20 protein-coding genes and 1 other annotated feature are annotated in these 23,635 nt (G+C 67.3%); of the genes, 13 read left to right on the top strand and 7 right to left on the bottom strand.

Features of this window, described 5'->3' with window-relative positions:
- Nucleotides 1-14: 14 nt before the first annotated feature.
- From V7066_RS22945 to V7066_RS22955, 3 genes are all read left to right on the top strand, one after another.
- A complete protein-coding gene (locus tag V7066_RS22945; RefSeq protein WP_334185282.1) occupies nucleotides 15-1,556 on the top strand; it encodes a long-chain-fatty-acid--CoA ligase in 1,542 nt (513 codons plus the stop codon).
- Nucleotides 1,556-3,109, top strand: coding sequence for a hypothetical protein (locus V7066_RS22950; RefSeq protein ID WP_334185283.1), 1,554 nt, complete (start codon nucleotides 1,556-1,558; stop codon nucleotides 3,107-3,109). Before V7066_RS22945 ends, V7066_RS22950 begins: the two co-directional genes overlap by 1 nt.
- Nucleotides 3,110-3,252: 143 nt before the next feature.
- The gene (locus tag V7066_RS22955; protein WP_334185284.1) at nucleotides 3,253-4,272 is read left to right on the top strand and encodes a hypothetical protein; all 1,020 of its coding nucleotides are present in this window, start codon (nucleotides 3,253-3,255) and stop codon (nucleotides 4,270-4,272) included.
- A gap of 163 nt (nucleotides 4,273-4,435) precedes the next feature.
- On the opposite strand, the gene V7066_RS22960 is transcribed toward V7066_RS22955, so the two are convergent.
- Nucleotides 4,436-5,857 (bottom strand): aminotransferase-like domain-containing protein, encoded by a 1,422-nt coding sequence (locus V7066_RS22960; RefSeq protein ID WP_334185285.1) that lies wholly within the window; start codon nucleotides 5,855-5,857, stop codon nucleotides 4,436-4,438.
- 125 nt (nucleotides 5,858-5,982) lie between these two features.
- Between V7066_RS22960 and V7066_RS22965 the strand changes: the two genes are divergently transcribed.
- The gene (locus V7066_RS22965; RefSeq protein ID WP_334185286.1) at nucleotides 5,983-6,873 is read left to right on the top strand and encodes a DMT family transporter; all 891 of its coding nucleotides are present in this window, start codon (nucleotides 5,983-5,985) and stop codon (nucleotides 6,871-6,873) included.
- On the opposite strand, the gene V7066_RS22970 is transcribed toward V7066_RS22965, so the two are convergent.
- A complete protein-coding gene (locus V7066_RS22970; protein ID WP_334185287.1) occupies nucleotides 6,836-7,033 on the bottom strand; it encodes a hypothetical protein in 198 nt (65 codons plus the stop codon). The two genes, V7066_RS22965 and V7066_RS22970, sit on opposite strands and share 38 nt — an antisense overlap.
- Before the next feature lie 226 nt (nucleotides 7,034-7,259).
- Between V7066_RS22970 and V7066_RS22975 the strand changes: the two genes are divergently transcribed.
- Nucleotides 7,260-8,453, top strand: a complete 1,194-nt coding sequence (locus tag V7066_RS22975) for a tetratricopeptide repeat protein (RefSeq protein WP_334185288.1) — start codon at nucleotides 7,260-7,262, stop codon at nucleotides 8,451-8,453.
- Here V7066_RS22975 and V7066_RS22980 read toward each other — a convergent pair.
- Together V7066_RS22980 and V7066_RS22985 are read right to left on the bottom strand one after the other, a co-directional pair.
- Complete coding sequence (locus V7066_RS22980) at nucleotides 8,441-9,763, bottom strand: hemolysin family protein (protein WP_334185289.1); 1,323 nt, start codon at nucleotides 9,761-9,763, stop codon at nucleotides 8,441-8,443. The two genes, V7066_RS22975 and V7066_RS22980, sit on opposite strands and share 13 nt — an antisense overlap.
- A 61-nt stretch (nucleotides 9,764-9,824) precedes the next feature.
- Nucleotides 9,825-10,877 carry a LacI family DNA-binding transcriptional regulator gene (locus V7066_RS22985; RefSeq protein ID WP_334185290.1) on the bottom strand — a complete coding sequence of 351 codons (1,053 nt, stop codon included), beginning with the start codon at nucleotides 10,875-10,877 and terminating at the stop codon, nucleotides 9,825-9,827.
- Nucleotides 10,878-11,080: 203 nt separating this feature from the next.
- On the opposite strand from V7066_RS22985, the gene V7066_RS22990 reads away from it, so the two are divergent.
- Entirely contained in the window at nucleotides 11,081-12,430 is a 1,350-nt protein-coding gene (locus V7066_RS22990) for an NAD(P)/FAD-dependent oxidoreductase (RefSeq protein ID WP_334185291.1), read from the top strand.
- Between the two features lie 15 nt (nucleotides 12,431-12,445).
- Here the strand turns inward: V7066_RS22990 and V7066_RS22995 are convergent, their stop codons facing one another.
- A complete protein-coding gene (locus V7066_RS22995; protein WP_334185292.1) occupies nucleotides 12,446-12,844 on the bottom strand; it encodes a barstar family protein in 399 nt (132 codons plus the stop codon).
- 5 nt (nucleotides 12,845-12,849) lie between these two features.
- Nucleotides 12,850-13,233, bottom strand: coding sequence for a ribonuclease HI (locus V7066_RS23000; protein WP_334185293.1), 384 nt, complete (start codon nucleotides 13,231-13,233; stop codon nucleotides 12,850-12,852).
- Between the two features lie 210 nt (nucleotides 13,234-13,443).
- Between V7066_RS23000 and bla the strand changes: the two genes are divergently transcribed.
- Entirely contained in the window at nucleotides 13,444-14,379 is a 936-nt protein-coding gene (gene bla / locus V7066_RS23005; RefSeq protein ID WP_334185294.1) for a class A beta-lactamase, read from the top strand.
- Nucleotides 14,380-14,433: 54 nt separating this feature from the next.
- Nucleotides 14,434-14,489, top strand: a sequence feature (sul1 is cis-regulatory element that is thought to sense ions involved in sulfur or methionine metabolism; They are found in Alphaproteobacteria).
- Nucleotides 14,490-14,575: 86 nt separating this feature from the next.
- Nucleotides 14,576-16,060: a SulP family inorganic anion transporter gene (locus V7066_RS23010; RefSeq protein WP_334185295.1), complete on the top strand. Its 1,485-nt coding sequence runs from the start codon at nucleotides 14,576-14,578 to the stop codon at nucleotides 16,058-16,060.
- Between the two features lies 1 nt (nucleotide 16,061).
- Here V7066_RS23010 and V7066_RS23015 read toward each other — a convergent pair whose 3' ends face one another.
- A complete protein-coding gene (locus V7066_RS23015) occupies nucleotides 16,062-17,423 on the bottom strand; it encodes an Nramp family divalent metal transporter (protein ID WP_334185296.1) in 1,362 nt (453 codons plus the stop codon).
- Between the two features lie 142 nt (nucleotides 17,424-17,565).
- Between V7066_RS23015 and V7066_RS23020 the strand changes: the two genes are divergently transcribed.
- From V7066_RS23020 to V7066_RS23040, 5 genes are all read left to right on the top strand, one after another.
- Nucleotides 17,566-18,660, top strand: a complete 1,095-nt coding sequence (locus V7066_RS23020) for a cation diffusion facilitator family transporter (RefSeq protein ID WP_334185297.1) — start codon at nucleotides 17,566-17,568, stop codon at nucleotides 18,658-18,660.
- A gap of 138 nt (nucleotides 18,661-18,798) precedes the next feature.
- Nucleotides 18,799-20,436: an MFS transporter gene (locus V7066_RS23025; protein ID WP_334185298.1), complete on the top strand. Its 1,638-nt coding sequence runs from the start codon at nucleotides 18,799-18,801 to the stop codon at nucleotides 20,434-20,436.
- Nucleotides 20,433-21,533 carry an HlyD family secretion protein gene (locus V7066_RS23030; protein ID WP_334185299.1) on the top strand — a complete coding sequence of 367 codons (1,101 nt, stop codon included), beginning with the start codon at nucleotides 20,433-20,435 and terminating at the stop codon, nucleotides 21,531-21,533. The genes V7066_RS23025 and V7066_RS23030 overlap by 4 nt, the downstream gene beginning before the upstream one ends.
- Nucleotides 21,530-22,933, top strand: coding sequence for an efflux transporter outer membrane subunit (locus V7066_RS23035; protein WP_334185300.1), 1,404 nt, complete (start codon nucleotides 21,530-21,532; stop codon nucleotides 22,931-22,933). Before V7066_RS23030 ends, V7066_RS23035 begins: the two co-directional genes overlap by 4 nt.
- A gap of 84 nt (nucleotides 22,934-23,017) precedes the next feature.
- Nucleotides 23,018-23,569, top strand: a complete 552-nt coding sequence (locus V7066_RS23040; protein WP_334185301.1) for a porin family protein — start codon at nucleotides 23,018-23,020, stop codon at nucleotides 23,567-23,569.
- The last annotated feature ends 66 nt before the right edge of the window (nucleotides 23,570-23,635 follow it).

Raw genomic sequence — 23,635 nt, forward strand, 5'->3', positions numbered from 1 at the left:
ACGGAGATCGCCGCTTGAGCGCCCCCCGCATCCTTTCCACGCCCGGTCGCGAGGCCTATGCCTATCCTCTCCTGATCCGCCACCTGCTGGGCCATGTCGCCGATCAGTCTAAGCAGGAGATCGTCAGCGGCGATCTGCGGTTCGATTACCGGCAGTTCGTGGACCGCGTGACCCGGCTGGCCGGTCTCCTGCACGCCTGCGGGGTAAGGGCGGGAGACACGGTGGCGGTGATGGACTGGGACAGTCACCGCTATCTCGAATGCTATTTCGCGGTGCCGATGATGGGGGCGGTGCTCCAGACGGTGAACGTGCGCCTCTCGCCGGACCAGATGGTGTTCACGCTGGAACAGTCGCAGGCTTCGTTTCTGCTTTACAACGGCGATTTCGCGCCGCTTTGCGCGGACTTGCTGCCGCGCCTCGGGGCCATGCGCGGCACCTTGCACATGGACGATTACGAAGCCGCGATCGCCGCGACCCCTGCCGACTACCTCTTCGCCGACTTCGACGAGAACGCGGTGGCGACCACCTTTCACACGACCGGCACGACCGGAGATCCCAAGCAGGTGTTCTTCACCCACCGGCAACTGGTTCTCCATACCCTGGCGCTGTCCTCGGCGCTGGCCAATCAGCCAGACGGGCAGGGCATGCGGCGTTCGGACGTCTATATGCCGATGACGCCGATGTTCCACGTCCATGCCTGGGGCATGCCCTATGTGGCGACCATGCTGGGCGCGAAGCAGGTCTACCCCGGCCGCTACGAGGCCGCGACCCTGCTGGCGCTCAAGCGGCGCGAAGGGGTGACGCTGTCGCATTGCGTGCCGACGATCCTGCGCATGCTGCTCGATGCCGAAGAGGCGGATGCGGAGACATTGGCGCCTTGGAAAGTGGTCGTCGGCGGTGCTTCCCTGCCCGAGGCGCTGGCGCAGGAAGCGGCACGGGCAGGCATCACCACGATCGTCGGCTACGGCATGTCGGAGACCGGGCCGGTGATCAGTCTGGCGCGAGGGGATGGGGAGGACAGCGCCGCCATGTGCCGCGCGGGCTTTGCGATTCCGCTGGCCCAGGCCCGGATCGATGCGGACAACGGCGGCGAACTGGTGCTGCGCGCGCCCTGGCTGACACAGGGCCATGCCACGCAGGCCGCCTCCGATGCGCTCTGGACCGGCGGCTGGCTGCATACCGGCGATGTCGCCGAAGTCGATGAAGACGGCGCGATCCGCATCGTCGATCGGCTCAAGGACGTCATCAAGACCGGCGGTGAGTGGATTTCCTCGACCGAAGTGGAAAACCTGCTGGTCGCCCAGCCCGATGTGAGCGAGGCGGCCGTCATCGGTGTGCCGGACCGTAAATGGGGCGAGCGGCCGGTCGCCTTCGTGGTGGCGGCGGGAACCTTCGATCCCGAGCAGGCCTGCGCCTGCCTGAAGGGTCATATCGCCGCCGGACGTCTCAGCCGCTATGCCTTGCCGGAACGGTTCGTCACGCTTGCAAACCTGCCGCGCACCAGCGTCGGCAAGATCGACAAGAAGGCGCTGCGGGCCATGGTACAGGAGGCATGATGGGGCGGCGAACGATGATCTGGGGCGGCGCGGCGGCGACGGCTGTCGCTGGGCTGGCGCTGTCGGGAAGGCGCCGTCCGGTCCCTCTGCCGCCACTGGCGAGCACGCCGCCGGTGCCCGACCGCGATGCGGTGTGGAACTGGATCGAGCGGCTGAACGCGTTCGGCCCGCGCCTCACGGCAAGCCCCGCCCATACCCGTTCGGTGGACTGGATCGCGGAGGAACTGGAAGCGCTTGGGCTTGAGGCCCACCGCACCACCCATCGCATCCGCCGCTGGACCCCCGGCCGCACGCAACTTGCCCTGGCGGACGGCACCTCGATTCCCGTCGCCGCGCCTTATCCCTATTCCGGCAGGACCGGGCCGGAAGGGGTGAGCGGCGAACTGGTCTGGTTCGACAAGGCGCCGAAGGACTTTTCTCCGGCGCGCGGCAGGATCGCGGTCGTCCCGGTCGGGCGGCTGGACCTGACGACCGTAACCACGCTGATGCTGTTCGAGCGCAAGTCCCGCCTGCCGGACGCGGGCGCGGATCTGGCGAACGGCGAGATCGTCCCGGTGTTGGGACCGCTCACCAACATATTCCTGTCCCGCGCGCAGGAGGCGGGCGTGCGCGGCGTCGTCTGCGTGTTCGAGGGGCTGTCGGAGGAACTGGCGCAGGATCAGGTCCTGCCGTTCACCACGCCTTACGCGGACCTGCCCGCCCTTTGGGTAAGCGCCGGGCAGGGCGAGCGGCTCAGGGCGGCGGCCCGGTCCGGGGCATCGGCGCGGCTGGTGCTGGAAGCGGAGATGGAAGACGCCGATACCGACACGCTCCACGCCGTGTTGCCGGGCCGCGATCCGGGGCAGACGATCATCGTCAATACCCATACCGACGGCCCCAACGCCTGCGAGGAAAACGGTCCGGCAGGCCTGCTGGCGCTGGCCAAGGCCCACGCCGCGCGCCCGGACCGGCAGCGCTCGATCGTCTTCGTATTCGCCACCGGGCATTTCCAGATTCCGCAAATGGTCGAAGGGCATGAGCAGGCGACATCGGCCTGGCTGAAGGCTCATCCCGAATTCTGGGACGGGAGACCGGGCCATGCGCGCGCGGTCGCCGGGCTGACCCTGGAGCATCTCGGCTGTCTGGAATGGAAGGATTCCGGCGAACCTTCGCGCCCGGCGCCCACGGGCAGGCTGGAGCGCGAGATCGTCTATACGACCAATGCCTTCATGGAGCGGGTCTACCGCGCCGCGACTGCCGGGCGTTCGAAGCTGCGCAGCCTCACGGTCGCGCCGCGCCTCAGTTCGGTGTTCCTCGGTGAGGGATCGACGCTGTTCCAGTGCGGCATTCCCTCGATATCGCTGGTTCCGGGGCCGGACTATCTCTGCCAGATCCTGCCGGACGGCGGGATCGACCGGCTCGATCCCGATTTCGCGCACCAGCAGGTCGAGAGCTTCTCGCGCATGATTTCCTACATCGACCGGGCTTCGGTGGCGGAAATCGGCGCGGTGGCGCCGACTTGGGACGGCCGCCTGTCCGCGATCGCAAAGCGGTTGTCCGCGCCTTTCCGATAGTGCGGCACTCCAACCGGGGATGAAGAATTTATCGCCGATCAATTTTTAATTGAACAGGCGATATTTTTCATTATCCTCTGGCACGGAAACGGCTTTCCCTGCTTCGGCAGACGGATTGCACGAGGCAGGAACGAGGAACCGACATGCGAAGCAGAACCTTTCCGGCGAAAGCACTGCTGGCCACGCTTTGCGCGATGGGCGCGGCGACCGGCGCAAGCGCGACGGCGAGCTGGGTCATTGCCGGTGGCGGGGACAAGCCCAATCGCGACCTCTGGGTCGTGGACGAGGCATCGATCAGCGACAGTTCCGACCTTGTCGGCTTCCTCCAGACATCGACCCAGGATCAGCAGTCGGCGTACCTCAAGCAGATGCGCCGCAAGGGCAAGCTGAAGGAGGGCGAAGTGCGCGCCGGTCCCGATCCGCAGTTCGACATCCGCGTGGACGAAGTGTTCGAAAGCGCTGCGAAGCCGAACCGGATCATGGCCAAGTACCGGGTCAACTGCGCGCGCGGCACGGTGGGGGTTCAGCACGGCCAGGTCCAGTGGCGCGATCGCAGGCCGGAGGACTTGTCCGAAAAGGCCGGGCATGCACCCGCCAGTTTCGGAGAATCGCAACTGGTCAAGTTCGTCTGCAACCGCGGCAAGGACGCGCGTGACCGCAATCCGGCGAAGACCTCGCCGCAGCTTGGCTTCCTGTTCATCGGCGAAACCGGGATGTCGCCCACCGACTTCATCTGGCAGCACTTGTGGGACGACGGCAAGCGCCCGGCCTTCACCTACAAGCCCAGCGCGGCCGAACTCGACGCCATCGAGAAGCGTCTGGAAAACAATCTCGCTCGCGGCACGGCCTTGGCGGGTCAAGTGATCGATTCCCACCAGCGCAGTGCCAATCGCTCCGGCCGCAATACCCTGATGGAAACCTGGATAGGCAAGGCGGAGCGGGACTTCACCGGTTCGTGGGGCGCACCCGACCGGTTCGTGGATGCCTATGGCGGCGTGCGGACGCTCTATTACCGCAAAGGCTACGTCAATCGCGGCAGCAACGTCTACGGACAGGTGCTCAGCGAGGACTACCACTGGTGCGACGTGACCGTGGAAGTGCAGAACGGCGTGATCCGCGACTACTCCACCAGCGGCAACGAGTGCACGCAGCTTATCCGGTGATCGTCCTTAGAGTCCGTTTGAAAATTCGCTGAAGGCGAATTTCGCGGCACCGGCCCACGCCCCCACCCTACCACCCATTGGTAGTATCCTGCGGGTGGTAGGGTGGGGGCGTGGGCCGGCGCCGCAGCAAAAATGCCCTTACAGGCATTTTTCAAACGGACTCTCAGCCTTCGGTAGACGCCGAAGCGGCCCGGTCCATGGCGATGCGCAAGGTTTCCTCCACGCGCGCACTGTCCGACTGGGCCACGTTGAAGCGCATGAAGGGCGCGGCCGATTGCGACGGGCTGAAGACGTTCCCCGGCGCCAGAACGATGCCGAGGTCCATGGAGTGGCGTGCGACTTCGGCGGAGTCCAGCCCATCCGGCAGGCGGCACCAGAGGTAGAAACCGCCGCGCGGCAGGGTCCAGGGCACGATGCCGAGACGCGCCAGCCGCTCCCCCGTGCGGTCTTGCGCACGGGCGAGTTTCTGGCGCAGTTCCGCCATGTGCTTGCGATAGCTGCCGCCGGTCAGGACATCGGCCATGGCTTCCGCCGCGACCGGGCTGGGGCCGCCGAAACTGGTTGCCACCTGAAGGTCCACCAATCCCTCGATCCAGTCGGCGCGCGCGGCGATGTAGCCGCAGCGGACCGAGGCGGAGAGGGTCTTGGAAAAGCTGCCCACTCGGATCACGCGGTCCAGCCCGTCCAGAACCGCAAGGCGCGGGGAGGGCGACGGCTCGAAATCGGCGAAAATATCGTCTTCCACGATCATCATGTCGTGCACGGCCGCGGCTTGCAGGATGCGATGCGCGACCGGGGCCGTGATCGTGGTGCCGGTGGGGTTATGCAGCGCGGAATTGGTAATGTAGAGCCGGGGCTTGTGGGCCTGGAGTGCCGCCTCGAACGCGGCCATGTCCGGCCCGCTCCGCGTATAGGGCACGCCGACCAGTTCGACGCGGTGGGCGCGGAGCAGGGCCTGGAAATTGAAATAGCCGGGATCGTCGACCAGCACCGTGTCTCCGGGGCTGAGCAGGAAGCGGCAGACGAGGTCGATCGACTGGGTGCCCGAGCCGGTGAGCAGCAACTGGTCCGCGCCCGCCTCGATCCCTTCTTCGGCAAAGCGCGCCAGCAGCAGGCGGCGCAGCGCCTGGGATCCGCGCGTCGTGCCGTAGTTGGACAGCAGCACGTCGTCGGCCCGCGCCAGCGAGCGCAGGCTCTTGCGGATCGCGGCATGGGGCATCCAGTCGGCCGGGAGCCAACCGCAGCCCGGCATCTCGACCGAGAGATCGGCGTCCAGCGATTGCCGCGAGACCCAGAACGGATCGACCGCGCGGTCACGCCTCGGCCCCATTTCGGCCAGCGGGACCGGCGGCAGGCGGGTATCGGCGACATAGAAGCCCGAGCCGGGACGCGCCCGGATCGTGCCCTCCGCCGCCAGCCGATCATAGGCTTCGACAACCGTAGAGGGAGACACTTTCATTGCCGCGGCAAAGCCCCGCACGGAAGGCAGGCGATCCCCGGTGCCGAGCGCGCGAGCGGCGATCTTCGTGCGGATCGCATCGGCGACTTCTTCGGTGCGGGTCTTCGGGCGTGGGCGTGACGGCATAAGTTTCCGGGAGATCGTATGGGCAAACGTACCCATACGGTTTGACGGCATTGTATGGGATCGTGCCTGTCGCTGCCAGGGCTTTTTCCGCAAGGGCCGCCGCGTCGTCATGGAAAGCGGAACATATGGAAAAGGCATCGTCGGGCCGGGTTTCGGGAGGTTGGGGCTCGGGAGGTTGGGGCTCGGGGCTCCTGGGCGTCATCATCTTCAGCGGGTCGCTGCCCGCGACCCGGCTGGCGGTGGCGGATTTCACGCCGGTCTTCGTCACCTCGGCGCGGGCGGTGATCGCCGCGCTGCTGGGCGGTGTCTTTCTGGCGGCCTTGCGGCAGAAGCGTCCGGACCGGGCCGATCTCGGTTCGCTGGCGATCGTGGCAGTGGGCGTCGTCGTCGGATTTCCGCTGCTGACGGGATTTGCCCTGCAACATATCACGTCCGCCCATTCGGTCGTCTTCATCGGCTTGTTGCCGCTGGCGACCGCGATCTTCGGCGTGCTGCGTGCCGGGGAGCGGCCGAAACCGGCGTTCTGGCTGTTCTCGACGGTCGGCGCAGCCACGGTCGCGGGCTTCGCGTTCCTTCAGGGGAACGGCGCCTCGCTGGCCGGAGACCTGCTCATGGTGGCGTCGATCCTGCTCTGCGGGCTTGGCTATGCCGAGGGGGCCAGCCTGTCGCGCCGCCTTGGAGGCTGGCAGGTCATCACCTGGGCGCTGGTCATGGCCCTGCCGGTCATGGCGGTGATCGCTGTCCTGACAATGCCGCAGGGGATGGCCGGGATCGGCTGGCGGGCCTGCGCGGGCCTGGCCTATGTCTCGGTGTTCTCGATGCTGATCGGCTTCGTGTTCTGGTATCGCGGGCTGGCGATCGGGGGCGTGGCCGGGGTGGGCCAGTTGCAGCTGCTCCAGCCGTTCATGGGCCTGCTGCTGGCGGGCGCGGTGCTGGGAGAGCCGGTCGCCTGGACGATGGTGCTCTCCACCCTCGTCGTCATCCTCTGTGTTGTGGGAGCCCGGCGTTTCGCCTGATGGTGCAGAGCTTGCTCGCCCCGTCCCACAGCTCGGCCGAGCGACGGGAGGCTTCCCGGTGCGCGACAACCAGCGCGCCGGTGATGTCGCCCGCCTTGAATTCAAGGCGCCGCGCGACGCCGATCCCGTCTTCCGCGAACTTCAGGGTATAGACTTTCATCGGGTTCTCCGAATGCCCGGACGGGGAATGCGCCGTGGAATGCATGTCGGCGATGAAGTCTTCTATCTAAGGGAAGTTCCCAAGATTCGGTTACGAGCGGCGGCCCGGCGGCGCCTCATGACAGATGCCGTCATGAAAGGGCGGAGGCGGGATTTAATTTGAACGATGTATAATTATCCGATAGCCTCGTCTTCATCAAATCGGCAATCGAGAAAGCAGGAACCCGATGAAGCCCTCCCTTCCGTTTCTGGCATTGGCGCTTGTGATGTCTGCTCCGGCGGCTCAGGCCCGTGACGGGTATCCGGCCAACGAGGCCGAGATGAACGCTGCGGTGGCGGCGCTAGGCGAGACGATGAGCCGGGCGGACAAGCTCGAAACGCAGGGCAGGATCGTGGAGGCGGAGCCGCTCTGGCATGATGCGCTGGCGCAGCGGCAGCGCCTGCTGGGCGACCGCGATCCGCTGGTGGCCAAGGGGATGGACCAGCTTGCCCGCAATATCGAGATGCAAGGCGATTATCGCCGGGCCGAGGCGCTACGCCGCTCTGCGCTGGCCCTGCGTGAGGCGGATGCCGGCTCCGCGGCCGATCTGCCGGACGCCTGTTCCGCGCTGGGTTACAACCTGACGCGGCAGGGCAAGCTGCACGAAGGCGCGGCGCAGAGCTACCGCGCGCTCGAACTGCTGCGCGAGGCGGGCAAGGCGGAAAACCCGGAAGCGGCCAAGGCGCTTTCGGTCGTGGGCCTGACGCTGGACACGCAGGGAAAGTTCGCGGAAGCCGAGCCGTTCTATCGCCGCGCGCTGGATATTAGGCGCAAGGCCCTGGGCGAAGACGATCTCGATACCGCGACCAGTTACAACAACCTTGCCACGGCGCTCAGCGGGCAGGGGCGCTATGAAGATGCCGAAGACCTGCTGCTCAACGCCATGACGATCCGCGAAAGGAACGGGACCGTCCCGGCGCTGGAGGCGGAGAGCATCTCGAACGTCGCGATCAATCTCGACCGGCGCAAGCAGCACGCCAAGGCCGCGATCCTGCACCGCATGGCCATCAACAAGTGGACGCAGGTGTTCGGCGCCAATCACGTCTTGACGGCTGCCGGCTACAACGGCCTGGGCATGAGCTATTTCCTGCAAGGGCAATATTCCTTTGCCGCCGTGGAGTTCGACCGGGCGCTTGAACTGCGAAAGGCCGCGCTGGGCCGCGACAATCCCGAAGTGGCGGAAAGCTACGGCAATCTCGGGATGGCCGAGCGCGCCATGGGGCACGAGGCGGCCGGAATGCGCCTGCTTCGCACCGCGCTGGAGATCGACTTGCGCACGATCGGCCCGGACCATCCCGATACCAAGGCGGTGCGCGCCGCGATCGACAGTCCTGCGCCCGAGCCGTCCGAGCAGCCCATGATCGTCACTCAGTCCGGCTGAACGCCTGACGGATCGGTGGGCCGACTGACCAGGAACTTGTCGATGCGGCGTCCGTCGAGGTCGACGACTTCGAAGCGCCAGCCGTCATGGACGAAGCTCTCGCCGACCTGTGGCCAGTGCCCGAACTGTTCGAGCGCGAAGCCTGCCACCGTGTGATAGTCGACATCTCCGGCGGGCGGGCGCCAGCCGAGGTTGCGGAAGGCCTCGTGGATCGGCATGAGGCCGTCGATCAGCAGCGAGCCGTCCTCGCGCACGGTGATCGAGGCGTCCTCGCCCTCGGCTTCGGCGAGTTCGCCGGCGAGGGCTTCCAGCAGGTCGGTCTGGGTGACGATCCCTTCGATCCCGCCATATTCGTTGACGACGATCGAGAGGCGGACGGGCGAAGTCTTGAAGTGATCCAGCAGTTTCAGGATCGGCGTCGCCTCGTGGACGACGTGCGGCTTGGTGACGGCCGCCTCGGGATCGAGCGGCTTGCCGTCGAGCACCTGATCGAGCAGGTCCTTCTTCAGCACCATGCCCACGAGCTGGTCGATATCCCCGCGCGCGACCAGAAGCTGTTCGTGGGGCGAGGCGCGCAGGACTTTCAGGGTTTCCTCGGGGCTGTCCTCCAGGTCGATCCAGTCGAGGTCGACGCGCGGCGTCATGATGTCGCCGACGCGCCTTTCGCCCAGCGTGAAGAGACGTTCGGCGACGGCCTGCTGGGTGTCGTGGAGCAGCCCGGCCTCATGGCTGGCGGCGACCAGCAGCTTCAGTTCCTCGGGCGAGTGCAGGGATTCCTCCGTCGCCCCCGGCTGGAGACCGGCCAGCCGCAGGACGAGATTGCCGAGGCCGTTCAGTCCCGCGATCGCCGGGCGCAGCACGAAAAGGAACAGTCCCAGCGGCCGGACCACCCAGAGCGCGGTCCTTTCGCTGCGCTGGAGCGCCAGGCTCTTCGGCGCGAGTTCGCCGAGGACGATGTGCAGCGCCGTGATCAGCACGAACGACAAGGCGACGGCGATGCCGTGCGAACTGACCGTGGCGAGGCTGTCGGGCAATGCGCCGAGCAGCGGCTCGATCAGATGGGCCAGCGCCGGTTCGCCGACCCAGCCGAGGGCCAGCGAGGAAATGGTGATGCCGAGCTGCGTCGCTGCCAGGTTCGCATCGAGATTGTCGATGGCCCGCTGGAGCGCCTTCGCATTCATCCGGCCCGTGTTGACGAGTTCCGCCACACGGCTGCGGCGCACCGCGACCAGCGAGAACTCGGCCGCGACGAAGAAGCCGTTCGCGACGACGAGGACAAGGACGGCAAGAATGCCAAGAAGCGGAGGCATGGGTTTCCCTGAAAATGGAGGAGTGGAGGACGTCGTCGGTGTGCGGTTTTAGGGCATCGTCTCAGTGAAGGAGGGCGATGGCGTCCGATTGCCTGCGGACGAGTTCGAACGGCAGGCGCAGGCGTTCGGGCCGGTGCAGCGTCTCGGGATCCTCGGGCCACAGCCGCTGGCAGAGCAGGGCCATGGCGTTGCGGCTCATGTCCCGGATCGGCTGGCGGATCGTCGTCAGGCTGGGCCAGATCGCGGCGGCCAGCGGGGTATCGTCGAAACCGCAGATCGAAATCTCGCCCGGCACGTTGATCCGCTGCTGGTGGGCGATGGTGATCGCCGCCGCCGCCATGTCGTCGTTGCAGGCGAAGATCGCGGTCGGCCGCTCCGGCAGTGACAGCAGGGCTTCGGCGGCAGCCAGCCCCGAACGATAGGAAAAGTCGCCGGAGGCGATGAGGTCTTCCTGCGGCGCCAGATCGTGCGCGGCCAGTGCTTCCAGATAGCCCTGACGGCGGCGCGTGCTGCTGCGGTGGCGGCTGTTGCCGCCGATGAAGCCGATCCGGCGATGGCCCAGCGCGATCAGGTGGCTGGTCATCTCGTAGGCCGCGCGGCGGTCGTCGGTGGAGATCGAGGCGATGCCCTCGCGTTCCTCGTCGGGAACCACGGCGACCACGGCGATTCCGGCGGCTTCAAGGCCGGCGAGCAGTTCCGGCCAGTCGCAGAGCGGCGCCGCCAGAATCACCCCGGCGACATGGGCATCGGCGACCTGCGCCACCAGATCGTCCGCAGAGGAAGTTGGCGGGCACTGTTCCACGGTCAGGTGGACGTTGTGTTCCGGCGCCTCGTTCAGCGCGCCCAGCAGCAGTTCGCCGAGATAGGCGGAGGTCATGCTCTCGCTGTGGAGCAGGGCGATCCGCCGCGAGGTGCGGCCCGCCAGCATGCGGGCGGAAGTGTTCGGCACATAGCCGAGCTGCGCCACCGCCTTCTCCACGGCCTCGCGCGCCTTGGCGCTCACGCGCGGCTTGCCGTTCAGCGCGCGCGATACGGTCATCGCGGAAACGCCTGCCAGTTCCGCGACATCGTGAAGGGTGGGCAGCTTCTGCTTGCCGTCATCGTTTCTGAACATCGTAGCCCAGCATTTAGCGCAAGTGCAGCGCAGGTAAACGGCTGATGTCGGATTCTCCTGCCGCTATCGACGCAACGGTGCTGTCGGAATATACCTTATAAAGCGACTGCCGACCTCTTGTGCAGTGCAACATAGTGTTACAGAGACGACCTGATCGCGAAAAGGCTCCCGGGGCCGATCCGCATGTTCAAGGAGCATCCAAGTTGGCCCAGCAGCCGAATCCAGCAGCGAACGGTTCGCAAGCGACCAAGACCCAGATCGTGATCGTCGGCGGCGGCGCGGCCGGGCTGGAACTGGCGGCGAAGCTCGGCGCGCATTACGGGCGCAAGCACCACGACATCATCCTCGTCGACTGCACGCGCACCCATATCTGGAAGCCGCTCCTGCACGAGGTCGCCACCGGCTCGCTCGACGCCAACCTCGACGAAGTGGGCTATCGCAGCCACTGCCACCGCTTCGGCTACCGCTATTTCTACGGCACGCTGGCCGGGATCGACCGGGAAAGCCGCCGTGTCCGCCTGGCGCCGATCAACGACGAGAAGGGCCGCGAGGTCATCGCCGCGCACGAGATCCGCTACGACTATCTCGTGCTGGCTTTCGGCTCGGTCACCAACGATTTCGGCACGCCCGGCGTGGCGGAGAACTGCACCTTCCTCGACAGCCGCGACCAGGCCGACCGCTTCCGCGACAAGCTGCTGGACCAGTGCCTGCGCGTCTCGCGCACGATGGCGGACCATCCGGAGAGCGATGCGCGGGTGCGGATCGCCATCGTCGGGGCGGGCGCCACCGGCGTCGAACTGGCGGCGGAACTGTTCAATGCGGCTGATGCGCTGGGCTATTACGGGCTGGAGGTGTTCGACCGCACCCGCCTGGAAGTGACGCTGATCGAAGCCGGTCCGCGCATCCTCCCCGCGCTGCCCGAGCGGCTGGCGGCGGCGGCCCGCGCCGAACTGGAAACGCTGGGCGTGCGCGTCCTGGTCGACACGCCGGTGGTGGAATCGACGGCCGAGGGCATGGTCATGCGTTCGGGCGAGCGGATCGACGCGGACTTGCAGGTCTGGGCGGCGGGCGTGAAGGCCAAGCCGATCGCGGACGGTCTCGACGGGCTGGAACAGGCCCGCTCGGGGCAGGTCGTCGTGCGCCCGACGCTCCAGAGCGAGACCGACGAGCGCGTCTTCGCCATCGGCGACTGCGCCTTCTGCAAGCTGCCCGACAGCGAGCGCCCGGTGCCGCCGCGCGCGCAGGCGGCGCACCAGATGGCCGATACCGCCTTCGCCAATCTCAAGCGCCTGATGGCGGGCAAGCCGCTGGTGGACTTCGTCTACAAGGACCATGGCTCGCTGGTCTCGCTGAGCCGGTTCTCGACGGTGGGCACGCTGATGGGCAATCTCGTCGGCGGGCGCATGGCGGTGGAAGGCCGCATGGCGCGCTTCATCTACCTGTCGCTCTACCGCATGCACCTGCTGGCGATCCACGGCTGGATCAAGGGTTCGGCGATGATCGTGATCAGCCACATGAACCGCATCGTCCGGCCCCGGCTCAAGCTGCACTGAGGAATCAGGGGAGAATCAGGCGGGGACGATCGTGAACGCGGGGTGGGCGGCGAAGATGTCCATCACGATGTCGAAATAGGTCGTTCCCCGTCCGGCAGCGAGTGCCTCCAACTGTTCGGCGATCGCGCTGCCGTTGAACATCGGCCGCAGTTTCTGCCGTTCCTCCAGGAATCGGCGCGTCGTCTCTGCGCCCAGAGCGCTGCGGCTTGCGGCCATGTCCCGCCAGACGAGCGTCACGGCACCGATTCCCTGGACCGTACCGTAGCCGCCGTGGAGCAGGTCATCCAGGGCGTCGAGACTCTCGCCCAGCTTCCAGTTTTCGCCCGACATGAAGACGCTGTTGATCTCATCGTAGAACGAGGGGATGCCGGTGATCCTGCTGCCTTCGATCACGAGGCGCTTGCGCTCGTCCATCGCCGCTACCTCGGATGACGGCGGGCCAGGGCGATCCCCGCGAGGTTCTGCTCGCGCTTGATCCAGCGGATGCGGGCGGGCGGAGTCCGGGCCGCCAGCGCCAGGAACGCGGCCTCGTGGGAATTGCGCGGTTCACCGCGTTCGAGGGCGGCCTTGGCCTGCCGGACGATTTCGATGGCGTCCCCGATCAGGTCCACTTCGCCCAGTTCCAGCGTCTGGACCAGTTCGAGGGCGCGGATCAACGCGGTCCATTCGGCATCCCGGTTGTCGCCTTGGCCGAGGTCGGTGAAGATGTGCGCTTTGCCCCGGATCACCGCGGCAGCCTCGATCGGGCCGGGGTTGGGGCGGCAGCCGCCGTCGAAGAACACTTTCAGCCGGGATCGGGACATGCGGGGCTTCTGGTCCAATCCGGAGCGGGATGCCAGCGGCGAATTCACGCTGCCACGCCTTCTCCAGCTGGCGGAATGCCGCACCGCCCATGTGCAGCCGGTCCCGGCACCACGCATGGCGCTGTGCACAGCGTGTCGGTCGCTGCGCCTTGCTATCCGCGAACCCTCCAAGGTACTCCGGAAAAAAGGCCTTAAGGCGGGAGAGTTTCCGTGTTCGACAGACGAAGCGTAGCAGGCGGTCTCGCCATTCTTGCCGGGAGCATGATCCTGTCAGGCTGCGATCGGGGACGATCCGCCGCGCCTGACCGTTCCGGGGAACGCGAAAGAACCGCCGTCGCGGCCCTGCGCCGTATCGAGGAGAGGGCGAAAGGCCGTCTCGGCGCCTATGTCTACGATCCCGCGCGCGATCGCGGCTTCGGCTGGCGCGACGGCGAGCGCTTCGCCCATTGCAGTTCGTTCAAGCTCTCGCTCGCGGCGATGATGCTGGCGAAGGGGCAGCGCGGCGAGATCGATCTGGACGAAGTGCTGCACTGGTCGAAGGCCGATCTGCTGTCGCACAGCCCTGTCACCGAGAAGCACGTGGTGAGCGGCCTTTCGGTGCGCGACCTTGCCCATGCGACCCTGGTGACCAGCGACAATGCCGCCGCCAACGTGCTGCTCGGCAAGTTCGGCGGACCGGCGGAACTGACCCGCTTCTGGCGGGGGCTGGGCGACGGCGTCAGCCGCCTCGACCGTCTGGAACCCGAACTCAACGCCGTCCCGGCGGGCACGGAACTGGACACGACGACTCCGGCGGCCATGGCGCGGACCGTGGCGAAACTCGTGCTGGGCGACACGCTGAACCCGCAGAACCGGCAGACGCTGAAAGACTGGATGACCGAAGTCGAAACCGGCCTGGACCGCCTTCGCGCCGGGTTCCCGGCCGGGTGGATTGCGGGCGACAAGACCGGAACCGGCATCGGCAAGGCGCGGCATACTTATGTCGATCTGGCTTTCGGGGGACCCGCGGGCAAGTCTCCGCTGTTCGTCGCCGCCTATTTCGAGCCTGCGCAGCTGGTCGAGCCGATGGATCCGGCCTCGCTTTCGGCATTGGCCGATGTCGGGCGCGTGGCGGCGGCGATGGGCTTCGGAGAGGCCGCGCAATAGCGGACAGGGAGTGTTGCGATGCGGGGAAAACCCCGCTAGCAGCAGCGCCATTCGCAAGGACCCGGTGAAATTCCGGGTGGCTATTCCGGCCGCCGATCCGCCGGACAACGCATTTCGCAGTGCCCCAAATCAGCGCCCCGCCCTGAAGCCGTTCGACGCGACGGCGGCCTGCGATCTTCGCGGACTATCGATACCCATGACTCCAGACTCCTTCGCCCGCTACCGCGCCGAATGGTTCGAGAATTTCGGCGCCGCGCGCCGCGATGTGCTGGCCGGGATGGTCGGCACTTTCGCCCTCATTCCCGAGGTGATCGCGTTCTCCTTCGTGGCCGGTGTCGATCCGCAGGTCGGCCTGTTCGCTTCCTTCGTGATCGGGATCGTCATTGCCGTGGCGGGCGGCCGTCCGGCGATGATCTCCGGCGCGGCGGGTTCTGTCGCGCTGGTGGTGGGCGCGCTCGTCCATGCGCACGGGTTGCAATACCTGCTGGCGGCGACGGTGCTGGGCGGCGTGCTCCAGATCCTGTTCGGACTGCTGCGGCTCGACGTGCTGTTGCGCTTCGTCTCGCGCTCGGTCCGCACCGGCTTCGTCAACGCGCTGGCGATCCTGATCTTCTCGGCGCAAGTCCCCCAGATGCTGGGCGTGACCTGGCATACTTATGCGCTGATCGCGCTGGGTCTGGCGATCATCTACCTCGCGCCGCGCGTGAGCCGCGCGATTCCCTCGCCGCTGATCTGCATCGTCGTGCTGACGGTGGTGAGCATGGCCTTCCCGATGCCCGTCCATACGGTGTCCGACCTCGGCCGCCTGCCCGCCGCGCTGCCGGTCTTCGCCTGGCCGCAGGTGCCGCTGGACTGGCAGACCCTGCGCATCATCGCGCCCTATTCGCTGGCGATCGCGGCAGTGGGCCTGCTGGAATCGATGATGACGGCCAGCGTCGTCGACGACCTGACCGAAACGACCAGTTCCAAGGCGCGCGAATGCACCGGGCTGGGGCTTGCCAACATGGCGGCGGGGCTGTTCGGCGGCATCGCCGGTTGCGGCATGATCGGCCAGACGGTCGGCAATGTGCGCTACGGCGGTCGCGGACGGCTCTCGACGCTGGTGGCGGGGGTGTTCCTGCTGGTGGTCCTGGTGCCGCTGCGGCCGTGGGTGGAGCAGGTGCCGGTCGCTGCGCTGGTGGCGATCATGATCATGGTTTCGGCCAGCACCTTCTCCTGGGGTTCGCTCGGCGACCTCGTGCGCCATCCCAAGGTCTCGGGCGCGGTCATGCTCGCCACCGTCGCGGTGACGGTGACCACGCACGATCTGTCGGCGGGCGTCATGGTCGGCGTGCTGCTGAGCGGCGTGTTCTTCGCCTTCAAGGTGACGCGGATGATGGACGTGGCCGTCCGCTACGATGCCGAGGCCGATACCCGCGTCTACACGGTGTCCGGCCAGATCTTCTTCGCCAGCGCGGACATCTTCACCGACCGCTTCGACTTGCGCGATACGGCGCGTCAGGTGCGGATCGACCTGACCGCCGCGCATCTTTGGGACGTGACGGCGGTGGGCGCGCTGGAAACCGTGGTAGACAAGCTGCGGCGCCATGGCATCGGTGTCGAGATCGTCGGGCTGAACGAGGCGAGCGCGATCCTGGTCGACCGCCACGCGCCGCTCGTTCGCGCACCGGCTCCCGTCTGAATTAGCGACCTTGCAGGATACGGGCGGCGTCGGAGAGGCTGCCCGGCAGGCCGACGATGTCGAAGGCGGTGATGACCAGCGCCGTCAACCAGCCGAGCACCAGCAGGACCCTTGGCCGGGGCCAGCCGTGCGCGAAGCGGCGCGCGGTCATGAAGTGGAGCAGCGGGAACATCGCGAAGGGAAGCTGCATCGCCAGCACCACCTGGCTGAGCACGAGCAAGTCGTTCACGCTGCCGTCGCCGCGCAGGCCGATCACCAGCACCGCGGGGAGGATCGCCATGGCGCGGGTGACGATCCGGCGCTTCCACGGCGCGACCTTCCATTGCATGAAGCCTTCCATCACCACCTGACCGGCAATGGTGCCGGTGATCGTGCTCGACTGGCCCGAGGCGAGCAGGGCCACCGCGAAGATCACGCTGGCGAGGGCCGAACCCATGGCCGGGGCGAACGTCAGGTAGGCGATGTGGATCCAGTCGGTATCGTCGCCCAGCAGGTAATGGCAGCCGTCCAGCACAAGATCGCTGCGGCCGTGAAAGACGACCGCGGCGAGGACCAGGATCGTCGCGTTCACGAAGAAGGCCAGGGTGAGCGACACGCCGGTATCGACCGCATTGCAGTGCAGGGCGACTTTGCGGGACTCCGTGTCGTCCTGATCGGTGCGGCCCTGGACCAGCGCGGAATGGAGGTAGAGGTTGTGCGGCATCACCGTGGCGCCGATGATCCCGACGGCCACGCTCGCCATGCCCGCCGTCGCCAGCGCGGGGTGGATCAGCGCGCTACCGATCTCCCGGAAATCTGGTCTCGTGCTCGGCAGGACGAACAGTTCGACGAAGAACGAGCCCGCGATCGTCAGCACCAGCACCAGCACGACGCGCTCGATCGTGCGCATGCCGTGATGCTGGAGCAGGAGCAGCAGGAACACGTCCGCCGCCGTCATGACGACCGCCCAGAACACCGGTACGCCGAACAGCAGGTTGATGGCGACGGCGGAGCCGAGCACTTCGGCAAGGTCGCAGGCGCCGATGGCGATCTCGCAGACGATCCAGAGCGGCAGGCGGCACCAGGGGGGATACCAGTCCCGGCAGGCTTCGGCGAGGTTCCGGCCGGTGACGATGCCGAGCCGGGCAGCCAGCAGTTGCAGCACGATCGCCATGGCGCTGGCCAGCGCCACGACCCAGAGCAGCCCGTAGCGATACATCGCCCCGGCCTGGAGGTCGGTGCCCCAGTTGCCGGGGTCCATGTAGCCCACGCTGACCAGCAGCGCCGGCCCCAGATAGGGGCGGTAGTGCCGAAGTCCGGGCCGCGTGCGCTGCGGCGGCCGAGGAGAGGACATGCCCCGGAATTTGAGAACGGAAAGCTTCACGGCATGATCCCCGGACGGTCTGGATTGCTGCGGGAAACGGAGCGGCTCGGGGAACGGGACCGGCGGTCTTGGCCGCTCCGGCAAACTCCGGTCACGCGTTTCCCGGCAATTGTTCCGGAGGATGCCCGCGGGCGATACTCATATGATGGTATGGACCCGGCTGGGCTTTCGCCTCCTGCCCGGCAAACCCATGGATACTGCACGCGCGGACACCGCACCCCCACGTCATGGCGGCGAGGAGGAAGTGCGAGACATGCCGTTCATTACCCATGACGCGCCGGCGCAGGATCGCGGATCGCGCGGCTCGGCCAATATGTCGATCGTCTTGCTGGGGCTTGCCGCCGACACGATGATCGCGCTGTTCAAGTTCGCCGCCGCGCGCGAGAGCGGCGGGACGGCGCTGTTCACCGAAGGCGTGCACAGCCTGCTGGACGTGCTGACCGAAGTGATCCTGCTCTACGGTCTGGCATCGGCGCGCCGCCCCTCCGATCGCAACTTCCAGCTCGGCTACGGCCGCTCCGCCTTCTTCTGGAACCTGATCGCGGCGATGCTGATCCTGTCGCTCGGGGCGGGCTTCGCCTTTCGCGAGGGCTGGCGGCAATATGTATCGCCCGATCCGCTCGGCCCGACGACGGCGAGCTATGCGGTCCTGATCGTCTCCTTCCTGATCGACGGGACTTTCGCCTGGTTCACCTGCCGCAAGATCGTGCGGGAATCGAGCGAGCACAGCCTCCTGCACTATCTGCGCAAGTCGCGGGACGGGGCCACGCTGACGGTGCTGTTCACCAGCTTCGCATCGCTTGCGGGGGTCGTCATCGCGGCGCTGGGCATGCTCATCGCCACGCGCCTGTCCTTTCCCGCGGCGGACGGGGCGGCATCGCTGGTCATCGCCCTGATGATGGCCGCGACCGCGTTGCTTCTGGCCAACGAGAGCCGCAGCCTCATCATCGGGGCTTCGGCCTCGCCGGAGATCGAGAGCCGGATCCTGAGCCTCGCGAGCGGCGTTCCCGAAGTGGCGAATGCCAACGGCACGATTTCCGTCCGCATCGGCCCGGACCGTCTGCTGGTCTCGATCAGCATCGCCTTTCGCCCGGAATGCCGGACGCAAGACATCGAACGTGCGGTCGTCCGGATCGAGGAGCAGATCAAGCACGGGTGCCCAGAGGTCGCCTTGTTGCTCATCAAGCCGCAGAGCGTCGAGACATACCGCAGCGTCCGGTCCAGGCGCGGCTGGTAGCGTGGGCATCCCCGACCCCGGGCAGGCCCGGAGTAAACCTTGGCATAGCTAGGCTGCGCAAGCCCCATCGGCGAAAACGGGGGCGAGGCGAGCGCAGAGGCGCGGGGCTTTCCGAACAGGACTGAGAGCGCGCAAGCGATGATCCACGGCGGCTACACATTTTCGGATGAAGAGAAGCCGCTGTTTCCCGGCGCGCCCTACTCGCCGCGCCTCGCGCCCCGCACCCGCGTCTTCTACGCGATAACGGCTTTCGTCATGGCGATCGCCAGCGGTCTCGCCAACGGCATCGTCACGTCGAACATCGCGAACATCGCCGGAAACATGGGTCTCTACGTTGCCGAGGCGAATATCCTGCTCGGCGTCTATGTCGCCTTCAACGCGGCGGCGAACCTGCTGCTGGTCAAGGCGCGCATGCAGTTCGGCATTCCCGCGACGATGCGCGTGGTACTGGGTTCCCTGCTCCTGGCCGAAGTGATCGCGATCTGTTTCCCCTCGTTCGGCACCGCGCTGCTGGCGCGGGCGGTGAGCGGGATCGCCAACGGCGGGCTGACCACGCTCGGCCTCTACAGCCTGTTCCAGGTCTTTCCGCTGAGGCACCGGCCGATCGCGTCGGTGATCGGGTTCAGCCTGCCACAGCTTGCGATTCCGCTGGCGCGGATGGTCTCCATCGATGCCGTGGGCTTCGACGACTGGCTGGGCTTTCATCTGATAGAACTCGCCTCGGTGCTGACCGCGCTGGCCCTGCTCAATCTCCTGCCCTTGCCGCCGACCGACTGCATCAAGGCCTTCGAACCGCTCGATGCCGCGACCATCGTGATGACCATCGTCGGCATGCTGGCAGGTTGCACGGCCTTGGCGCTCGGGCGGTTCTACTGGTGGACCGAGACACCGTGGATCGGCTGGGCGCTCGCCGCCGCGCTGCTGCTGGGCGGTGCCGTATTCTGGCTGGAAAGCCGAAGACAGCGTCCCTTGCTGCAAATCCGCTGGTACGGCACCGGCGACATCCTGCTTTTCACGCTGATCGCCGTCGTGATCCGCGTCGCCCTGACCGAGCAGACTTACGCCGCCGTCGGCCTGCTTTCGATGGGCGGACTGACCAACGACCAGCTCCACGGCCTGTTCGCGGCGGTCTTCGCGGCGATGGCGGCAGGCATCGCCACGGCGGCGCTGGTGTCGCGGCCGGAACGTTTGCTGGCGATGATGATGTGCTCGGCGCTGGTCATCGCTTTCGCGGCCTGGCTCGATACCCATTCCACCAGCGACACGCGGGCGACGCAGCTTTATATAAGCCAGTCGCTGCTGGGCTTCGGCACGACGCTGTTCCTCGGCCCGGCGCTGCTCTACGGCGTGGCCCGGATCATTCAGCGCGGCCGGACCCACCTCGTCAGCTTCGTAGTGCTGTTCAGCACGACGCAGAACGTCGGCGGACTCGGCGGCGCGGCGCTGCTCGCCTCGATCCAGGCCGTGCGCCAGCGCGTCCATGCAGAGGCCATTGCCGACAGTCTCTCGCTCGGTGACCCGGCAGTGCTTCAGCGTCTCGGTGCTACCGCCGAGCGGCTCGGCCCTTACATCGGCGATCCCTCGGCCACGACCGCGCAGGCGAGCGCCCAGCTCGGCCAGGCCTTGCAGGCGCAGGCGGCGGTGCTGGCCTTCAACGATACGTTCTGGGTGGTCTCGCTGCTGGCGCTGGCGCTCGCGGCCTTCCTCGCAATCGTCATTCTTTCAGGTGAGGTCGGCCGCCTGCGCGCGCGCGGGCCGACAGGGGCAACGACATGACCGACAACACGCCGCCCGCCGTTCCGGCCCCGGCTTCCGAGGCAGCTGTCTGGCACCCGCCCAAGGCCCGGCCCTGGGTCACGGCGCTGTGCATTCTCGCCCTGCTGATTGCCGTCGCGGCGATCCTCCAGGTCTGGGGCATCGGGCCTTTCGCGGGCCATATCGAGAAGACCGAGAACGCGCTCGTCCGCGGCCGCACGACGGTGATCGCGCCGCAAGTCAGCGGCTATGTCGCGAAAGTCATGGTGCGGGACTACGAGGAGGTCGCGGCGGGACAGCTTCTCGCCCTGATCGACGACAGCATCTATCGCGCCAAAGTCGCGCAGGCGCAGGCCAATCTCGACGTGCAGATCGCCGGGCTGGCCAACAGCCGGCAGGCCCGTTCGGCGCGCGCCGCCGAAATCACCGGGCAGGACGCGGCGGCGAGCGATGCCGTCGCCCAGCTGCTCAAGGCGCGCGCGGACATGGCCCGCGCCGCCGATCTCGTGGCCGACGGATCGATCTCCCGGCGCGAGCGCGATGCGGCGGCGGCGGCTCTGGCGCAGGCGGAAGCGGGCGTGCGGCGCGCGACGGCCAATACCCATATCGCGCAGGAAGACCTCAGGACCGTAGATGTCGCGCGGGACGGGCTGCTGGCCCAGGTCGAAGTGGCCCGCGCGGCGCTGCGGCTGGCGCAGATCGATCTCCTGCATACGGTAATCCGCGCGCCGGAGGCCGGGCAACTGGGCGAGGTGCATGTCCGGCGCGGGCAGTTCGTCACCAACGGCAACGCCCTGATGGAACTGGTGCCGCCCGATCGCACCGTGATCGCGCAGTACAAGGAAGCCCAGACCAGCCGGATGCGGGTAGGCCAGCCGGTCAGGTTCTCCGTCGATGCGCTCGACGGCGAGACCCTGCACGGGCACATTTCCCGGATCGCCCCGGCCTCGGGCTGGGAGTTTGCGGTGCTCAAGCCGGACAATGCCACGGGCAACTTCGTCAAGGTGCCGCAGCGGATCGGCATCCTGATTGCGATCGACAAGGGGCAGCCGAGCGCCGCGCAACTGCGCCCCGGCATGTCGGTGGAAACCCGCGTCGATACGGCAGGCGGGCGATGAGGCGCGGCGCGGCATCGTTGCTGGCGCTTCTGGCGCTTCAGGCCTGCGCCGGTCCCTATCGCCCGGCGCCGGGGGATGCACAGCTCCCGCCGCCCCCGCAATGGCGGCGGGAGGAGGGGGCGATCAAGCCGATTTCGGACGGCTGGTGGCGCGCTTTCGGCGACCCTGCGCTCGACCGGCTGGTCGCGCAGGCGCTTGCCGGCAACGAGGACCTCAAGATCGCCGCCGCCCGGATCGAGGAGGCGAGGGCGCAACTTCGCCTGACCGACGCGCGGCGCCTGCCGACGCTCGGTCTCGGCCTCTCCGGGGCATCGTCGCGGAGCGTCAATGCCTTCGGGACCGGGGTGGATCAGGAGCAGGGGCAGGCTGCCGTGTCCAGCGCCTACGAAGTCGATCTGTTCGGACGCCTGCGCCAATCGAGCGAGGCGGCGCGGGCCGACCTGCTGGCCACCGACCAGGCGCGCGCCGCGCTGCGGCTCTCGCTGATCGCGACCGTTGTGGACGGCTATGTCGGCCTTCGCGCGCTCGATTCTCGTCTCGAAATCGTCAACGAGACGATCGCCACGCGCGGCAAGGAGCGCGATCTCATCCACCGGCGCTACGCGGCGGGCTATGCCTCGCTGCTGGACGAGCGGCAGGCCGCTGCTGCCTACGAGGCCGCTGCAAGGCTCCGGCCGGCGACGCAGCGCGCGATAAGCGCGCGCGAGAATGCGCTCGGCGTCCTGGCCGGCACGACGCCGGGACCGATCGCCCGCGACCGGGATGTCTCTTTCGCCGCCGATATCGCGATCCCCTCTTCGCTCCCCTCGCAGCTGCTGCGCCAACGGCCCGACATCGCCGAGGCCGAGAGCCGGGTGGCGGCGGCGGACCATCGGCTGGGCGCGGCCCGCGCCGCCTTCATGCCGCAGTTGCAGCTTTCCGCGAGCGGCGGCGCGGCGGTGTCGACCCTGCTGTCCAGTCCGATCACGATCTTCAACCTCGGTGGCTCGCTGCTGGCGCCCTTGTTCGAGGGCGGCAGGCACCATGCCGAGCAGGACCTTGCGGCTTCCCGGCGCGATCAGGCTGCCTATGCCTACCGCGCGGCGGTGCTCCAGGCCTTCCGCGAGGTCGAGGATGCCATGGCGGGCGTGGCCTTCCTTTCCGAAGAGGCCCGGACGGCGCAGCGCGAGGTGGCGGCGGATCGCGCCGCCTGCGAGGCCGCACGGCGGCGCTACGATGCCGGCTACGCGTCCTATCTCGAACAGCTAGACAGCGAACGCGCGCTGCTCGCTGCGCGCATCGACGAGGACGACCTGCATTTCCAGCGTCTTTCGGCGATCGTGGCGCTCTATCGCAGCCTCGGCGGCGGCTGGTCGTCCGATCTCATGCCTCGGGACTATCCAGCCCAGACAGAGGGATAGGGCAAACCTTGGGATAGTCCCACAGTCTCCCTTCGGCACCCATCTGGCTTCTCGACCGATGGTCTCAACATGAGGAGAAAGATTATGTCCAAGCGTTTCGTCATTCTGCCGGTTCTGGCTCTGGCTGCCGCAGCAACGCCCGCCTTCGCGCAGGACGGCGGCGAATTCACCGGCCCGCGCATCGGCGTGATCGGCGGCTGGGATAACGTGCAGCACAGCGGCGACAATGCCTCGGGCTTCACTTACGGCGCGACCGCAGGCTACGATGCCGCCATCGGCCCGGTCCGCATCGGTCCGGAAGTCGAAATCAGCGATTCCACCCAGAAGAAGGCGTTCGGCACCGGCGCGACCCGCTATACCGAGCGCGCCGACCGCGACCTCTATGCCGGTGCCCGCATCGGCTATGTCGTCTCGCCCAGCTTCCTGCTCTACGGCAAGGTCGGCTACACCAATGCCCAGTTCACGATCCGCGACGACGGCAATCACCGTGACGACCGCTCGGGCGTGCGGGGCGGCGTCGGCGGCGAATATGCCGTGACTTCCAATGTCTACCTGACCGGCGAGTATCGCTACTCGCACTACTCGGGCAGCTATTCGCGCAACCAGATCCTGGGCGGCGTCGGCCTCCGCTTCTGAGGAAAAAACGGAAGGAAGGGGGCGAACCCGCGCCGCCCTTCCTTCGTTACCTGCCCATATGCCGCC

Source organism: Novosphingobium sp. (assembly GCF_036820275.1).
Lineage (GTDB): Bacteria > Pseudomonadota > Alphaproteobacteria > Sphingomonadales > Sphingomonadaceae > Novosphingobium.

Excerpts from the sequence above, each read along its gene's own strand:
- V7066_RS22950 (WP_334185283.1), top strand. The coding sequence starts at position 1,556 with ATGGGGCGGCGAACGATGATCTGGGGCGGCGCGGCGGCGACGGCTGTC.
- V7066_RS22955 (WP_334185284.1), top strand. The coding sequence starts at position 3,253 with ATGCGAAGCAGAACCTTTCCGGCGAAAGCACTGCTGGCCACGCTTTGC.
- V7066_RS22960 (WP_334185285.1), bottom strand. The coding sequence starts at position 5,857 with ATGCCGTCACGCCCACGCCCGAAGACCCGCACCGAAGAAGTCGCCGAT.
- V7066_RS22965 (WP_334185286.1), top strand. The coding sequence starts at position 5,983 with ATGGAAAAGGCATCGTCGGGCCGGGTTTCGGGAGGTTGGGGCTCGGGA.
- V7066_RS22970 (WP_334185287.1), bottom strand. The coding sequence starts at position 7,033 with ATGAAAGTCTATACCCTGAAGTTCGCGGAAGACGGGATCGGCGTCGCG.
- V7066_RS22975 (WP_334185288.1), top strand. The coding sequence starts at position 7,260 with ATGAAGCCCTCCCTTCCGTTTCTGGCATTGGCGCTTGTGATGTCTGCT.
- V7066_RS22980 (WP_334185289.1), bottom strand. The coding sequence starts at position 9,763 with ATGCCTCCGCTTCTTGGCATTCTTGCCGTCCTTGTCCTCGTCGTCGCG.
- V7066_RS22985 (WP_334185290.1), bottom strand. The coding sequence starts at position 10,877 with ATGTTCAGAAACGATGACGGCAAGCAGAAGCTGCCCACCCTTCACGAT.
- V7066_RS22995 (WP_334185292.1), bottom strand. The coding sequence starts at position 12,844 with ATGGACGAGCGCAAGCGCCTCGTGATCGAAGGCAGCAGGATCACCGGC.
- V7066_RS23000 (WP_334185293.1), bottom strand. The coding sequence starts at position 13,233 with ATGTCCCGATCCCGGCTGAAAGTGTTCTTCGACGGCGGCTGCCGCCCC.
- V7066_RS23010 (WP_334185295.1), top strand. The coding sequence starts at position 14,576 with ATGACTCCAGACTCCTTCGCCCGCTACCGCGCCGAATGGTTCGAGAAT.
- V7066_RS23020 (WP_334185297.1), top strand. The coding sequence starts at position 17,566 with ATGATGGTATGGACCCGGCTGGGCTTTCGCCTCCTGCCCGGCAAACCC.
- V7066_RS23025 (WP_334185298.1), top strand. The coding sequence starts at position 18,799 with ATGATCCACGGCGGCTACACATTTTCGGATGAAGAGAAGCCGCTGTTT.
- V7066_RS23030 (WP_334185299.1), top strand. The coding sequence starts at position 20,433 with ATGACCGACAACACGCCGCCCGCCGTTCCGGCCCCGGCTTCCGAGGCA.
- V7066_RS23035 (WP_334185300.1), top strand. The coding sequence starts at position 21,530 with ATGAGGCGCGGCGCGGCATCGTTGCTGGCGCTTCTGGCGCTTCAGGCC.
- V7066_RS23040 (WP_334185301.1), top strand. The coding sequence starts at position 23,018 with ATGTCCAAGCGTTTCGTCATTCTGCCGGTTCTGGCTCTGGCTGCCGCA.